We start from the raw sequence: 14,572 nt of genomic DNA on the forward strand, positions 1-14,572 counted from the left end.
ACACATGAGCGCACTTTTTCTCGCTATACCGCTAACCATTTTTGTGCTGTTCGTCGCGCCAATCTGGCTGTGGCTGCATTACAGCAACCGCAGTTCGCGCAGCGAGTTAACGCAAAGCGAACAGCAGCGCCTGGCGCAATTGACCGAAGACGCTCGCCGGATGCGCGAACGCATCCAGTCGTTGGAGCAGATTCTGGATGCTGAACACCCCAACTGGAGAAATGACTAATGACCCCCTCTTTTGGAAATCGCAAGCTGTGGCGTATTCCCCAGCAGGGCATGGTTAAAGGGGTTTGCGCGGGCGTCGCGCAGTATCTCGACGTGCCGGTTAAGCTGGTGCGCCTGATTGTGGTGCTGTCGATGTTTTTCGGTCTGTTCTTTTTTACCCTTGTGGCGTATATCGCCCTGACATTTATACTCGACCCGATGCCGGAAGGCGCGGAGCAGGGCGAAGGCGCGCCGCGCAGCGGTGATTTGCTGAACGACGCCGATGCCCAACTGGCTGAGTCCGAGCAGCGTTTACGCGTAATGGAGCGTTATGTCACATCCGACACGTTCACCTTGCGCAGCCGTTTTCGTCAGCTTTAACCCTTAACTGGAGAGCGAATGAAACAAACCCGTTGGCAGCAGGCTTCTGTGAAAGCGCGTCCCGGCCTGAAACTGGCCGGTAAACTGATCATACTCGGCGCATTGCGTTACGGGCCTGCGGGCGTAGCAGGCTGGGCGGTGAAGTCGGTTGCGCGCCGGCCGGTAAAAATGCTGTTGGCATTCGCCCTTGAACCGCTGTTAAAACGCCTGGCGACCAAATTGTCGCGCAATATCAAACCCTGATTCACAAAAAACGCATCGCCAGGGCACAACGGGGACGTGCCTGTCGGATAAATCATCCCCATAATATCCTTATCTATACGCTTGTTCGAAAACAGGATGACGATGAAGCGAATCAAGACTGAATTCAATGCACTGGTCAACCGGGGCGTCGATCGCCATTTACGGTTGGCCGTCACTGGCCTGAGCCGCAGCGGCAAAACGGCGTTTATCACCGCGATGGTGAACCAACTGTTAAACCTTCATGCCGGGGCGCGTCTGCCGCTGTTGAATGCGGTGCGCGAAGAGCGGCTACTGGGCGTGAAGCGCGTGCCGCAACGTGACTTGGGCGTGGCGCGTTTTACCTACGATGAAGGGCTGGCGCAATTGTACGGCGAGCCGCCGGCCTGGCCGACGCCGACCCGCGGCGTCAGCGAAATGCGCCTCGCACTGCGTTACCGCTCAAATGAATCCCTGCTGCGCCATTTCAAAGACACCTCAACCCTGTATCTGGAAATCGTCGATTATCCCGGCGAATGGCTGCTGGATTTACCGATGCTGGCTCAGGATTACCTGAGCTGGTCGCGGCAGATGACCGGTCTGCTCAAGGGCGATCGTGAAAAATGGTCTCAGCAGTGGCGTAAGTTGTGCCACGGGCTTGACCCGCTGGCCCCCGCCGATGAAAACCGCCTTGCGGCAATTGCCGAGGCCTGGACTGACTATCTGCACACCTGTAAACGCGAAGGGCTGCATTTCATCCAGCCGGGGCGCTTTGTGCTGCCCGGTGATATGGCGGGCGCGCCCGCGCTGCAATTCTTCCCCTGGCCGGACGTGGACGGCATCGGCGAATCGCGCCTCGCCCAGGCGGACAAATCCACCAACGCCGGGATGCTACGCGAACGCTATCGCTACTACTGCGAAAAAGTGGTCAAAGGCTTTTATAAAGACCACTTTCTGCGTTTTGACCGCCAGATCGTGCTAGTGGACTGCCTGCAACCGCTTAACAGCGGGCCGCAGGCGTTTAACGATATGCGCCTTGCGCTGACGCAACTGATGCAAAGCTTTCACTACGGCCAGCGCACGCTGTTCCGCCGCCTGTTCTCCCCGGTGATTGATAAACTGCTGTTTGCCGCCACCAAAGCCGATCACATTACCGCCGATCAGCACGCCAATATGGTCTCGCTGCTACAGCAACTGGTGCAGGACGCCTGGCAAAACGCGGCGTTTGAAGGCATCAGCATGGACTGCCTCGGGCTGGCGTCGGTGCAGGCAACGCAAAGTGGGCTGGTGGAGGTGAAGGGCGAAAAAATTCCGGCGTTACGCGGTCACCGATTAAGCGATGGTGCACCGCTCACGGTCTACCCCGGCGAAGTCCCGGCGCGCCTGCCGGGTAACGCCTTCTGGGAAAACCAGGGATTTCAGTTTGAGCAGTTCCGCCCGCAGCAGATGACAGTGGATACGCCACTGCCGCATATCCGGCTGGATGCGGCGCTGGAGTTTTTAATAGGAGATAAATTGCGATGAGCGAGCCGTTAAAACCGCGAATCGATTTCGCCGAGCCGTTACAGGCAGAGCGGGAGCCACAGATTAAAAGCGCCCAGGCATTTAGCGAGCCGGAAGCGGAACGGTTTACCCCCGCGTTGACCACCGAGCTGGAGCCAGAAAACGGCCAGGCTGAAGCGGTGGTGGAAGCTGCGCTGCGTCCTAAACGCAGCTTGTGGCGACGTATGGTCACCGCCGGGCTGGCGCTGTTCGGCGTTAGCGTGGTGGCGCAGGGCGTACAGTGGACGATGACTGCCTGGCAAAATCAGGACTGGATCGCCCTGGGCGGGCTGGCGGCGGGCGGGCTGATTGTCGCAGCGGGTGTGGGTGCAGTGGGCACCGAATGGCGGCGATTGCACCGTTTGCGCGAACGCGCCACCGAACGCGACGAAGCGCGGGAACTGCTGACCAGCCACGGCATGGGCAAAGGCCGGGCGTTCTGCGAGAAGCTGGCGCGCCAGGCGGGGCTGGATCAGGGCCATCCGGCGTTACAGCGCTGGTATGCCGCTATCCATGAAACCCATAACGACCGGGAAATCGTCGAGCTTTACGCCCATCTGGTGCAGCCGGTACTGGATAGCCAGGCGCGGCGTGAGATCAGCCGTTCGGCGGCAGAATCTACGCTGATGATCGCCGTCAGCCCGCTGGCGCTGGTAGATATGGCGTTTATCGCCTGGCGGAATTTGCGCCTGATTAACCGCATCGCCGCGCTGTATGGCATTGAGTTGGGTTATTTCAGCCGCATCCGGCTGTTCCGGCTGGTGCTGCTGAATATCGCCTTCGCCGGAGCCAGCGAAATGGTGCGCGAAATTGGCCTCGACTGGATGTCTCAGGATTTGGCGGCGCGGCTGTCTGCCCGTGCGGCGCAGGGCATTGGCGCAGGGCTGCTGACGGCGCGTCTCGGCATCAAGGCTATGGAACTGTGCCGCCCCCTGCCGTGGCTTGATGATAAGCCGCGCCTCGGCGATTTCCGCCGCCAGTTGCTGACCCAGGTTAAAGAGACTCTGCAAAAGAAACCGCGCGAAAACTAACCCTTCGGCGCTGTGAACGTTTAACTTTACGGCGCAGCGCCCAATTTTCCGCCATACTGTCAATGATTGTTGACAGACATCTTCCTGGTGAAGGTTATCTTGAGTATCATCGCCCCGTCATTGGCCCTTAAGCATGAAGGTTACCCCCATGCGTCTGGAAGTATTTTGCGAAGACCGTATCGGTCTTACCCGAGAATTACTGGATTTACTGGTGCTGCGCAGCATTGACCTGCGCGGAATCGAAATTGACCCTATCGGGCGTATCTACCTCAACTTTTCCACCCTGGATTTTGATTCCTTCAGTAGCCTGATGGCGGAAATCCGCCGTATCTCAGGCGTGACAGATGTGCGCACCGTGCCGTGGATGCCGTCGGAGCGGGAGAACCGTGCCCTGGCGGCCCTGCTGGAAGCGTTGCCGGAAGCGGTGCTATCGCTGGATTTAAAAAGCAAAGTGGAACGGGCTAACCCTGCCAGCTGCGCGCTGTTCGCCCTGAGCGAAGCAAAGCTGCGTAACCATAACGCCAGCGCGCTGATTAACAGCTTCAACTTCCAGCGCTGGCTGGATAGCGACCCGGTGGAATCGCATTCCGAGCATGTGATCATCAGCGGCCAGAATTTCCTGATGGAAATCACCCCGGTGCATCTGGAAGAGGACAAAGGCGTTAACACGCTGATTGGCGCGGTAGTGATGCTGCGCTCCACGGTGCGTATGGGCCGCCAGTTGCAAAACCTGTCGAGCCTGGATGCCAGCGCGTTTAGCCAGATCGTCGCGGTCAGCCCGCGCATGCGCCAGGTGGTAGAGCAGGCGCGTAAATTCGCGATGCTGAATGCGCCGCTACTGATTGTCGGCGACACCGGCACCGGTAAAGATCAATTAGCGCGCGCCTGCCATCAGGCCAGCCCGCGAGCCGAGAAACCCTATCTGGCGCTCAACTGCGGCTCTATTCCGGAAGACGTGGTGGAAAGCGAACTGTTCGGCCATGCGCCGGGCGCGTACGCCAACGCCACGGAAGGTAAAAAAGGCTTCTTTGAGCAGGCTAACGGCGGCTCGGTGCTGCTGGATGAGATCGGCGAAATGTCGCCGCGCATGCAAACCAAACTACTGCGCTTCTTAAATGACGGCACCTTCCGGCGCGTCGGCGAGGAGCATGAAGTGCATGTGGATGTGCGGGTGATTTGCGCGACCCAGAAAAACCTGGTGGAGATGGTGCAAAAGGGCACGTTCCGTGAGGATCTCTACTATCGCCTTAACGTGCTGACCCTGAACCTGCCGCCGCTGCGCGATCGTCCGCAGGACATCATGCCGCTGACCGAGCTGTTTGTGGCGCGTTTCGCCGATGAACAGGGCGTGGCGCGTCCCAAGCTGTCCAGCGATCTGAGTAATATGCTGACCCGCTACGGCTGGCCGGGCAATGTGCGCCAGTTGAAAAACGCCGTATACCGGGCGCTGACCCAGTTGGAAGGCTATGAACTGCGCGCGCAGGATATTTTGCTACCGGACTTTGACGCCGGTACATTGCCGGTCGGCGAAGAGGCGATGGACGGTTCGCTGGATGAGATCACCCGGCGCTTCGAGCGTTCGGTATTGAATCAGCTTTATCGCACCTATCCCAGCACCCGTAAGCTGGCGAAGCGCCTTGGCGTGTCGCATACCGCGATTGCCAATAAGCTACGTGAATATGGATTAAGCCAGAAGAAGGGCGAAGAGTAGCGGTTGTCAGGCGAAGAACAAAGGGGGCTTAACGCCCCCTTTTGTTATTTCAGTGCTTCCAGAGCGGCGTCGTAGTTCGGCTCGTGGGTGATTTCATTCACCAGTTCGCTGAATACCACTTCGTCTTGCTCGTTGATAACAACCACTGCGCGAGCGGTCAGGCCTTTCAGCGCGCCTTCTTCAATGCCGACGCCATAGTCCTGCTGGAACTGCGGGTTGCGCAGCGTAGACAGGGTGATGACGTTGCTCAGGCCTTCCGCGCCGCAGAAGCGAGACTGAGCGAACGGCAGGTCAGCGGAGATGCACAGCACCACAGTGTTGTCCACGCTGGTCGCCAACTGGTTGAATTTACGCACTGACGCAGCGCACACGCCGGTATCAATGCTCGGGAAAATATTCAGGACCTTACGTTTGCCGGCGAATTGGCCAAGCGTAACGTCAGACAGATCTTTTGCCACCAGGCTGAAGGGCTGAGCTTTGCTGCCTTGCGCCGGGATCTGACCGACTACGGATACCGGATTGCCCTGAAAATGAACGATTTGTGACATAGTTATCTTCCTGTTTACATATAGTTAACGTCGCCGACAGTGTATGCCATCATTCAACAGATGAATATAAAAAACTGAGTCGGCGTAAGCTAAATTCGCTCGCTATAATGAGGCAAACCCTTGGAGAGGCTAATGAAATGCGCAGCGTAAAGGTCTATCAGGAATCCTGGCCCCTGCATTCGCCGTTCGTTATTTCGCGCGGGACGCGCAATGAAGCGGTGGTGGTAGTAGTAGAAATCGAGCAGGACGGCGTTAAAGGCGTCGGGGAGTGTACCCCGTATCCGCGCTACGGCGAGAGCGTCGAATCGGTAATGGCACAAATCATGACCGTGGTAGAACCGCTGGAAGCCGGCGCCAGTCGCGACGCGCTTCAGACGCTATTGCCCGCCGGTGCGGCGCGCAATGCCCTGGACTGCGCGCTATGGGATCTCGACGCGCGCCGCGAAGGGAAACCGCTCAGCGGCCTGCTGGGCGTGACGCTGCCGGAGTTCGTACTCACTGCGCAGACGGTCAGCATCGGCACCCCGGAGCAGATGGCGAGTTCGGCGGCGGTGCTGTGGGACAAGGGCGCGCGGCTGCTGAAAATCAAGCTTGATGACCGGCTGATTACCGAGCGCATGGTGGCGATCCGCACCGCCGTACCTGACGCCATACTGATTGTCGATGCCAATGAATCCTGGTCCCACGATGGCCTGGCGGCGCGCTGCCAGCTCCTGGCGGATTTAGGCGTGGCGATGCTGGAGCAGCCGCTGCCTGCGGCGCAGGACAGCCAGTTGGAAAACTTTATCCATCCGCTGCCGATATGCGCCGATGAAAGCTGCCATACCCGCGACTCGCTTGCCGGTCTGGCGCGGCGCTATGAGATGGTGAATATCAAACTGGATAAAACCGGCGGCCTGACCGAAGCGCTGCTGTTAAGCGACGCAGCGCGGGAGCAGGGCTTTGAGGTAATGCTCGGCTGTATGCTGTGTACTTCACGGGCCATCAGCGCCGCCTTGCCGTTAAGCGTTCAGGCGCGTTTCGCCGATCTGGATGGCCCCACGTGGCTGGCGGTGGACGTGGAGCCAGCGCTTAACTTTTCAACCGGCGCGATTCACCTGTAAGGCTGCCAGTGAAGCAGCGCCGTCATGGCGTCCAGATAGCGCTCGCTGGCTTCATCAGCGGAAATGGGCGGGAATTCGGCGGTGATGCAGGGCAGATTGATGTCCGCGCACCAACTGCCGAAGGAACCCGGCGTGTCATAGCCGACGCTGGTGACCTGCGGCAAACCGAACGCCTGCGCCAGCCACTGCCCGAGGGCGCTGCTGCGCGGATCTTCAATACAGGCCAGCGGATCGTGGAACGAGATTACCCAACGCGGCGCAATCTGGTGAATTAACTGGCACAGCGCCACGGTTTCCGGTTCTGAACCGGGTTTATCCCCGGTGGACAACACCACGTCGCGCTTATCCGCTGCGCTGTTCCAGCGGTATACCGTCTCGCCTGCTTTCCAGTTTGCCGCCGGGAAATTCCGGTTTAAATCCACGCCGTGCGCATTGGCCCGCAGGCCAAGCTGGCAGCCATCTGGATTGACCGCCAGCACCACGTGATGCTGGCGGTGCGTTGGCTCAAGGGTGCGCAACGCGCAGGAGAGCGCCACCATCGCGGCATTTTCATCACCGTGGGTGCCGGCGAGGATCAATCCGGCATTTTCACTGGCTTCCGGTGCCGGGAACCACAGCAGCGGCGCGCCTAATACGCTTTTTCCGTAGCGTTCCGCACCGGGTGGAAAATGGCCGCGCTGCGAACGAGGGCGTAACGTCGTCATAGGTCTCATTCCTTGAAGTGATGATGAGATGAGTGTTGAGCAAAAGCGCCGGGAAATCAACTGCCTGCGCCTGTCCACATTTCTGAGGATAAATTCCCCCCGGCGTTTGCATTTCAATACATCAAAACAAATAATAAACGCCAATTAATAATCAGCTGGCCCGCCTGAAAAGACGCGTCGGTATCGTTGAGTTTAGGGGGTTGGTATGAAATTTCCCGTGCGTATCGCAACCGGTGTGTTGCTGGCGGGTAGTACATGGGGGCCTGCTGTCGCGGCGGAGGTTCCGCAAGGCACGGTGCTGGCGGAGAAACAGGAGCTGGTGCGCCATATCAAAGATGAACCGGCCTCGCTGGACCCGGTAAAAGCCGTGGGCCTGCCGGAAATTCAGGTGATCCGCGATTTGTTCGAAGGGCTGGTAAACCAGAACGAGAAGGGCGAGCTGACGCCTGGCGTCGCTACCCGCTGGCAGAGCAGCGACAACCGCGTCTGGACCTTCAGCCTGCGCAGCGACGCCCGCTGGTCCGACGGTACGCCGGTCACCGCGCAGGATTTCGTGTATAGCTGGCAACGGCTGGTGGATCCGAAAAACACCTCGCCCTTTGCCTGGTTTGCGGCGCTGGCGGGCATTACCCACGCGCAGGCGATTATCGATGGCAAAATGCCTGCCGATAAGCTGGGGGTTTCTGCACCCGACGCGACCACGCTGCGGGTGGAGCTGGACAAACCGGTGCCGTATTTCCCCAACCTGACCGCCAATTTCTCGCTCTATCCCACCCCTAAAGCCACCATTGAAAAGTGGGGCGGCGAGTGGACCAAACCCGGCTATCTGGTAGGTAACGGCGCTTATACGCTGACCGAGCGGGTAGTGAATGAAAAGCTGGTGGCGACGCCGAATAAAAATTACTGGGATAACGGCAAAACGGTGATTAGCAAAGTCACGTTTATTCCCGTTAACCAGGAATCCGCCGCCACCAAACGCTATCTGGCGGGAGATATCGATATCACCGAGTCCTTCCCGAAAAACATGTACCAGAAGCTCCTCAAGGATATTCCCGGCCAGGTGTATACGCCGCCGCAGTTGGGCACTTATTACTACGCGTTTAACACCCGGAAAGGCCCGACGGCGGACCAGCGGGTCCGGCTGGCGCTGAGTATGACGATTGACCGGCGCATTATGGCCGAAAAAGTGCTGGGCACCGGTGAGAAACCGGCCTGGCGATTCACACCGGACGTCACGGCGGACTTCAAACCAACGCCGTCGATGTTTGAGGAAATGAGCCAGCAGGAATTAAACGCCCAGGCGAAAACCCTGCTCCAGGCCGCCGGTTACGGTCCCAATAAGCCGTTGAAACTGACATTGCTGTACAACACGTCAGAGAACCATCAGAAAATCGCTATCGCGGTGGCATCAATGTGGAAAAAGAACCTCGGCGTGGAGGTGAAGCTGCAAAACCAGGAGTGGAAAACCTATATCGACAGCCGCAATACCGGCAATTTCGATGTGATCCGCGCCTCCTGGGTAGGGGATTATAACGAACCATCCACCTTCCTCTCATTGCTGACCTCGACTCACAGCGGCAACATCTCGCGCTTTAACGATCCGGCTTATGACAAAGTGCTGGAACAGGCCAGCCGCGAAAACACCCTGGAAGCCCGTAACAGCGATTACAACCAGGCGGAAAAGATCATTGCTGAGAAAGCACCGATTGCGCCGATTTATCAGTATACCAATGGGCGCTTAATCAAGCCTTGGGTGAAAGGCTACCCGATTAACAACCCGGAAGATGTGGCCTATACCCGTACGATGTATATGATTAAGCATTAATTTCTTTTCTGTTTATTCTTCCTGCTCAACATGGCGGGCGCAAAAACTCGCGCCCGCCTCTTTTCATAATCCTGAAACATGTTATGTTATATTGTAACGTAAATCACAGGGCAAATGAGGAAGACATGTTGGTGGGTTATTTTTCTAAATTAGCGTTCACTCTGGGTGCGATACTGGTAAGCGGCCATGCATTGGCGCATGGGCATTCCCACGGGAAGCCGCTGACGGAAATTGAGCAAAAAGCCACTGAAGGCGTGTTTGATAACAAAAACGTGAAAGACCGCAGCCTGTCTGACTGGGACGGCGTCTGGCAATCGGTCTATCCGTATTTGCAGAGCGGCGATCTGGATCCGGTATTTAAAATGAAAGCCGGGAAAGATAAGACCCAAACCTTCGAGGAGATCAAAGAATATTACCGCAAAGGCTATGCCACCGATGTGGACACGATCGGCATCGAAAATGGTGTGATGGAATTTCACGTCGGCGATACCGTTAGTGCCTGTAAATATGATTATGCCGGGCATAAGATCCTGACCTATAAATCCGGTAAAAAAGGTGTGCGCTATCTGTTTGAGTGTAAGGATGCCAGCAGCCAGGCGCCGAAATTCGTCCAGTTCAGCGATCACATTATCGCGCCACGTAAGTCCACGCATTACCACATCTTTATGGGAAATACGTCGCAGGAAGCCCTGCTGGAAGAGATGGACAACTGGCCGACGTATTACCAGTACCAGCTCTCTAAGGAGCAGGTGGTGGACGAAATGCTGCACCATTAATTATTGCCAGCACCAGGTTCAGGCCGCTCGCGTTGAGCGGCCTTTTTCATTCATTACTATGGCTGGTCAGCAGCGCGTTACTGATGAAATTCCGCGACCATCATGGTGAACTCCAGACGAGTACTTTGCATGTTTGCGTACCGGCGCGAGGCTTCGGTTTTCGCCACGGCGGAGCAGTGCATTTAAAAGCCATCAAGGCTGATGCGCTTTCAGCCTATGCCTGGAGGGAAATTTCTTAAAACCCGATATACTTATTCTTAGGTGAAGCAGAATGGAAAATCGATATGTGGTGGATGGTAGTAGTCATTGCATTACTGATTTTCATGGCTGCTGTGTGGGTATTTATGTCGGCAGCTGACGATAGTAAACACGACTACTAAGCATTTATGCTTAAGGGGGCGGTTATGGCATCGGGTTGGGCGAATGACGATGCGGTACAGCAGCAAATCGACAGTACGATTGAAGACGCAATTTCCCGGGCTCGACAGGATCTGACATCAGGCGAAAGCCTGACGCATTGCGAAGAGTGCGGCGAACCTATCCCACTCGCCCGGCAAAAAGCGGTGCCGGGGGTACGGTTATGCATTAACTGCCAGCAAAAGGCAGATACTGAAAAACAACGCTTCTCGGGTTACAACCGGCGGGGTTCAAAAGACAGCCAGTTGCGTTAGTCCGGATGACGTGCCGCAGTATATTCATTCCAGCGGTTACGTCCGCTCTCCTTAGCCTGATACAGCGCCGCGTCCGCCTGGGCAATAAATACCGTTCCTGACATGTCTGGTTTCCAGACCGAAATCCCCTGGCTGACCGTCACGTGTTTATTGACCGGCGATGCGGCATGCTCAATCGCTAAATTTTCCAGACGCCATGCCAGCCGACGCGCCACGCGGTGTGCCGCCTCGCCGCCGCCGCCCGGCAGCAGGATAGCGAACTCTTCGCCGCCGAGGCGCGCGACACTGTCTTCCCGTTTTCTCACCGCGCTTTTAAGTTGGTTCGCCACTTCCTTCAGACAGACATCCCCGGCCTGATGACCGTAATGATCGTTAAAACGCTTAAAATGATCGACGTCCACCATAATCATTGCCAGTTCGCCGCCTGTCTGGGTGGCCTCATGGATAGCAATATCAAGCTGCTGCTGAAAGTTACGGCGATTGGCGATGCCGGTCAACGGATCGTAACTCGCCAGCGTTTCCAGTTGCTTAATCAAATCCCTTTTTTCTTGCCCACGTCGCAGCGCCAGGAAAAACCAGTTATTCAGCATCCGGCGGCCTGATTCCAGCAGCGCGGCCAGCAGCAACCACAGCACCACATTGAGCGCGGTAGGGCTTTGGTCGTAAGCAAACGTGCTCACCAGTATCGCCAGCCAGATCGGCACAATAAACGTGAGCAACACGCGAACATCAAAATAGAGCGAAATCAACGCGGTAAACAGCAGCAGTGCCGCCAGGGGAAAGATAACGCGCATATCGCCGCTGGCGATAAACACATAAAACGAAAGCGCCCAGGCCAGGCTTAAAAACAGCACCGTGCCTTTGGCGAGCTGGCTTAACCATATTGCCTCGCGATCCGGCGCCATGCGTAAAATAAACAGCACGCTGGATGACGCTGCAAGCACCAGCACCATCGCGCTTTCCAGCACGTGGTGGGGGCGGTGCAGCACGGCGACGAGCGGTTCCGGCGAAAAGTAGTTACGTCCAAGAATAAACAGCGAAAACAGGATATTTACCCACAGGAACCAGCTTGTGCTGACGGTAATGGCCTGGCGACGCATTTCAGCGGCATGAAGTTCAAAATTAACGCAGCGTGGCTGTTTATCAGTCACTTAAAGCTCCTGGTACGAAGAAAAACAAAAGAAAACAGGAAAGGGGATTAACGTATTTTTATTGCTTATGTTAACTGTTTGCTTTCGTAATGAGCAAACGGTATGACAGCAAACGGTGGCCTCTTGCCACAGAGAAGCAGGAGACTAGACTGACACCATTGCCCGGTCAAACCAGGAGGCTTACGTGCAGGCGATAAAGGGATCGGAACTGAATGTGCCGGATGCGGTATTTGCATGGATACTGGATGGAAAAGGCGGCGTGAAACCGCTGGATAACGATGACACCATTGATAAAGAGCACCCTTGTTGGCTGCATCTCAATTATACCCACCCTGAAAGCGCCCAATGGCTGGCGACCACGCCGCTGCTACCCAATACCGTGCGCGATGCGCTGGCAGGGGAAAGCACCCGTCCGCGCGTGACCCGTATGGGCGATGGTACGTTGATTACGCTGCGCTGTATTAACGGCAGCACCGACGAGCGCCCCGACCAACTGGTGGCGATGCGCCTGTATATGGACGAGCGGCTGATTGTTTCCACCCGGCAGCGTAAAGTGCTGGCGCTGGACGACGTGGTGCAGGATCTCAACGACGGTACTGGCCCGACGGATGGCGGCAGTTGGCTGGTGGACATCTGCGATGCGCTAACCGATCACGCCAGTGAGTTTATCGAGGAGCTGCACGATAAGATTATTGACCTCGAAGACAACCTGCTGGATCAGCAAATCCCGCCGCGCGGCTTTCTGGCGCTATTGCGCAAGCAGTTGATCGTGATGCGCCGCTATATGGCACCCCAGCGCGACGTGTATGCGCGGCTCGCCAGCGAACGCCTGCCGTGGATGACCGACGATCATCGCCGCAGAATGCAGGACATTGCTGACCGGCTGGGGCGCGGGCTGGATGAAATCGACGCCTGTATTTCGCGTACCGCCATCATGGCCGATGAAATCGCCCAGGTGATGCAGGAATCCCTGGCGCGCCGGACTTATACCATGTCGCTGATGGCGATGGTGTTTTTACCCAGTACGTTTTTAACCGGGCTGTTCGGCGTTAACCTCGGCGGCATCCCCGGCGGCGAGTGGCGGTTAGGATTTAGTTTGTTTTGCCTGATGTTAGTGGTGCTAATTGGGGGTGTTACCTGGTGGTTGCATCGCAGTAAATGGCTGTAAAAATTCACATTTTTAACAATATTGGAACCTTTTAAAGCGTTTCTTATTGAGCAAAGTCAATAAAAAAAGCGGCTACTGCGGGCAAACTCTCTCTTGCAGGTGAATGCAACGTCAAGCGATGGGCGTTGCGCTCCATATTGTCTTACTTCCTTTTTTGAATTACTGCATAGCACAATTTAATTCGTACGACGCCGACTCTAATCAGTCGGCTTTTTTTTTGCCAGTCGGAAAGGGGCTTCTACGCTTAAGGAGTACAGCCACTTCTGGAGGTAATGATGACTATCAAGATGAGTGACCCGGTACCCACCGATCCGGTTCCCGTTCCGGACCCGATCCCACGGCCTCAGCCCATCCCTGAACCCACACCCGATCCGGGCCCGATCCTGGCGGCACCGCCGCAACGATAAAAAAACGCCCTCGAGATTGAGGGCGTTTCGCTTATTTCACTTCGACGATATCCAAACGGTTGCTGATATCCAACTGTTCGTCCTCATCCGGCTGCCAACCCACCGGCTGCACCGGGATTTCATCGCGGTCGAATGCCAGATCGCCGCCATCTACCACGTCGCTACCGTGCGTGATGGATTTAAAATCAAACAGGTTGATATCGCTCAGGTGCGACGGCACCACGTTTTGCATGGCGCTGAACATGGTTTCGATGCGCCCCGGGTAGCGTCTGTCCCAGTCGCGCAGCATATCGGCAATCACCTGGCGCTGGAGGTTTGGCTGGGAGCCGCACAGGTTACAAGGGATAATCGGGTAGGCTTTGGCTTCGGCAAAACGCTCGATGTCTTTCTCACGGCAGTAGGCCAGCGGACGGATCACAATGTGTTTGCCGTCATCACTCATCAGCTTCGGCGGCATGCCTTTCATTTTCCCGCCGTAGAACATGTTCAGGAACAGGGTTTGCAGAATGTCGTCACGATGGTGGCCGAGTGCGATTTTGGTGGCACCCAGTTCGGTGGCGGTGCGGTACAAAATGCCGCGACGCAGACGGGAGCAGAGTGAACAGGTGGTTTTCCCTTCCGGGATTTTATCTTTGACGATCCCGTAAGTGTTTTCTTCCACAATTTTGTATTCGACGCCGATGCTTTCCAGATATTGCGGCAGCACATGCTCCGGGAAACCCGGCTGTTTCTGGTCGAGATTAACCGCCACCAGGCTAAAGCTGATCGGCGCGCTTTGTTGCAGATTGCGCAAAATCTCCAGCATGGTGTAGCTGTCTTTGCCGCCCGACAGGCAAACCATAATCCGGTCGCCGTCTTCGATCATAGTAAAATCGGCAATGGCTTCGCCGACATTGCGGCGCAGGCGCTTCTGGAGTTTATTCAAGTTGTATTGCGTTTTTTTATCAATCTGCTGGGTATCTTGCATAGTTCGCGTGACCGGTTGATTCAGAGGGATACGGAGCGTTCCCGTATCAGTTAATGCATGAGCAATGCGTTGCGTGGCGTGTATGGTACGGATTACGGCGGCGATTGCCAGCAGGATTTATCTCTGCCCGCTATCCGTTGTCATCAATAAAGCGTAAACGG

The 14,572-nt window shown here is 56.4% G+C and carries 16 protein-coding genes; 12 read left to right on the top strand and 4 right to left on the bottom strand.

All coding sequences use genetic code 11. The features are described from left to right. The first annotated feature begins 4 nt into the window (after nucleotides 1-4). The 6 genes from pspB to tyrR all read left to right on the top strand — a co-directional run bounded on the left by pspB (nucleotide 5) and on the right by tyrR (nucleotide 5,091). Nucleotides 5-229, top strand: coding sequence for an envelope stress response membrane protein PspB (pspB, locus tag RT120_RS02570; protein WP_312979005.1), 225 nt, complete (start codon nucleotides 5-7; stop codon nucleotides 227-229). Further along, complete coding sequence (pspC, locus tag RT120_RS02575; RefSeq protein ID WP_312979010.1) at nucleotides 229-588, top strand: envelope stress response membrane protein PspC; 360 nt, start codon at nucleotides 229-231, stop codon at nucleotides 586-588. Before pspB ends, pspC begins: the two co-directional genes overlap by 1 nt. An 18-nt stretch (nucleotides 589-606) precedes the next feature. After that, nucleotides 607-831 carry a phage shock protein PspD gene (pspD, locus tag RT120_RS02580; RefSeq protein WP_312979015.1) on the top strand — a complete coding sequence of 75 codons (225 nt, stop codon included), beginning with the start codon at nucleotides 607-609 and terminating at the stop codon, nucleotides 829-831. 102 nt (nucleotides 832-933) lie between these two features. Continuing rightward, nucleotides 934-2,331: a YcjX family protein gene (locus RT120_RS02585; protein WP_312979019.1), complete on the top strand. Its 1,398-nt coding sequence runs from the start codon at nucleotides 934-936 to the stop codon at nucleotides 2,329-2,331. Then, complete coding sequence (locus RT120_RS02590) at nucleotides 2,328-3,380, top strand: YcjF family protein (protein WP_312979023.1); 1,053 nt, start codon at nucleotides 2,328-2,330, stop codon at nucleotides 3,378-3,380. The genes RT120_RS02585 and RT120_RS02590 overlap by 4 nt, the downstream gene beginning before the upstream one ends. Before the next feature lie 148 nt (nucleotides 3,381-3,528). Continuing rightward, a complete protein-coding gene (gene tyrR / locus RT120_RS02595) occupies nucleotides 3,529-5,091 on the top strand; it encodes a transcriptional regulator TyrR (protein ID WP_312979025.1) in 1,563 nt (520 codons plus the stop codon). A gap of 44 nt (nucleotides 5,092-5,135) precedes the next feature. On the opposite strand, the gene tpx is transcribed toward tyrR, so the two are convergent. Beyond that, nucleotides 5,136-5,639 (bottom strand): thiol peroxidase, encoded by a 504-nt coding sequence (gene tpx / locus RT120_RS02600; RefSeq protein WP_161658871.1) that lies wholly within the window; start codon nucleotides 5,637-5,639, stop codon nucleotides 5,136-5,138. Between the two features lie 137 nt (nucleotides 5,640-5,776). On the opposite strand from tpx, the gene ycjG reads away from it, so the two are divergent. Further along, nucleotides 5,777-6,742: an L-Ala-D/L-Glu epimerase gene (ycjG, locus tag RT120_RS02605; protein ID WP_312979028.1), complete on the top strand. Its 966-nt coding sequence runs from the start codon at nucleotides 5,777-5,779 to the stop codon at nucleotides 6,740-6,742. Here the strand turns inward: ycjG and mpaA are convergent. Then, a complete protein-coding gene (gene mpaA, locus RT120_RS02610) occupies nucleotides 6,733-7,446 on the bottom strand; it encodes a murein tripeptide amidase MpaA (RefSeq protein ID WP_312979030.1) in 714 nt (237 codons plus the stop codon). The two genes, ycjG and mpaA, sit on opposite strands and share 10 nt — an antisense overlap. Nucleotides 7,447-7,651: 205 nt before the next feature. Between mpaA and RT120_RS02615 the strand changes: the two genes are divergently transcribed. From RT120_RS02615 to RT120_RS02625, 3 genes are all read left to right on the top strand, one after another. Continuing rightward, nucleotides 7,652-9,271 (top strand): peptide ABC transporter substrate-binding protein, encoded by a 1,620-nt coding sequence (locus RT120_RS02615; protein ID WP_312979033.1) that lies wholly within the window; start codon nucleotides 7,652-7,654, stop codon nucleotides 9,269-9,271. A gap of 125 nt (nucleotides 9,272-9,396) precedes the next feature. Next, nucleotides 9,397-10,047 (top strand): metal-binding protein ZinT, encoded by a 651-nt coding sequence (gene zinT, locus RT120_RS02620; RefSeq protein WP_312979036.1) that lies wholly within the window; start codon nucleotides 9,397-9,399, stop codon nucleotides 10,045-10,047. A gap of 404 nt (nucleotides 10,048-10,451) precedes the next feature. Further along, nucleotides 10,452-10,718, top strand: coding sequence for a DksA/TraR family C4-type zinc finger protein (locus tag RT120_RS02625; RefSeq protein ID WP_312979039.1), 267 nt, complete (start codon nucleotides 10,452-10,454; stop codon nucleotides 10,716-10,718). On the opposite strand, the gene RT120_RS02630 is transcribed toward RT120_RS02625, so the two are convergent. After that, complete coding sequence (locus RT120_RS02630) at nucleotides 10,715-11,869, bottom strand: membrane-associated sensor domain-containing protein (RefSeq protein ID WP_312979041.1); 1,155 nt, start codon at nucleotides 11,867-11,869, stop codon at nucleotides 10,715-10,717. The genes RT120_RS02625 and RT120_RS02630 overlap by 4 nt on opposite strands. Nucleotides 11,870-12,053: 184 nt before the next feature. Here RT120_RS02630 and zntB point away from each other — a divergent pair, with 184 nt between their 5' ends. Both zntB and RT120_RS02640 read left to right on the top strand, forming a co-directional pair. Further along, nucleotides 12,054-13,037 (top strand): zinc transporter ZntB, encoded by a 984-nt coding sequence (gene zntB, locus RT120_RS02635; protein ID WP_312979044.1) that lies wholly within the window; start codon nucleotides 12,054-12,056, stop codon nucleotides 13,035-13,037. A 272-nt stretch (nucleotides 13,038-13,309) separates the two neighbouring features. Further along, nucleotides 13,310-13,444, top strand: a complete 135-nt coding sequence (locus RT120_RS02640) for a hypothetical protein (protein WP_312979046.1) — start codon at nucleotides 13,310-13,312, stop codon at nucleotides 13,442-13,444. Nucleotides 13,445-13,475: 31 nt separating this feature from the next. Here the strand turns inward: RT120_RS02640 and ttcA are convergent, their stop codons facing one another. Further along, nucleotides 13,476-14,411: a tRNA 2-thiocytidine(32) synthetase TtcA gene (ttcA, locus tag RT120_RS02645; RefSeq protein WP_312979047.1), complete on the bottom strand. Its 936-nt coding sequence runs from the start codon at nucleotides 14,409-14,411 to the stop codon at nucleotides 13,476-13,478. Between the last annotated feature and the right edge of the window lie 161 nt (nucleotides 14,412-14,572).

Source organism: Atlantibacter sp. (genome assembly GCF_032062175.1).
Classification (GTDB): Bacteria; Pseudomonadota; Gammaproteobacteria; order Enterobacterales; family Enterobacteriaceae; genus Atlantibacter.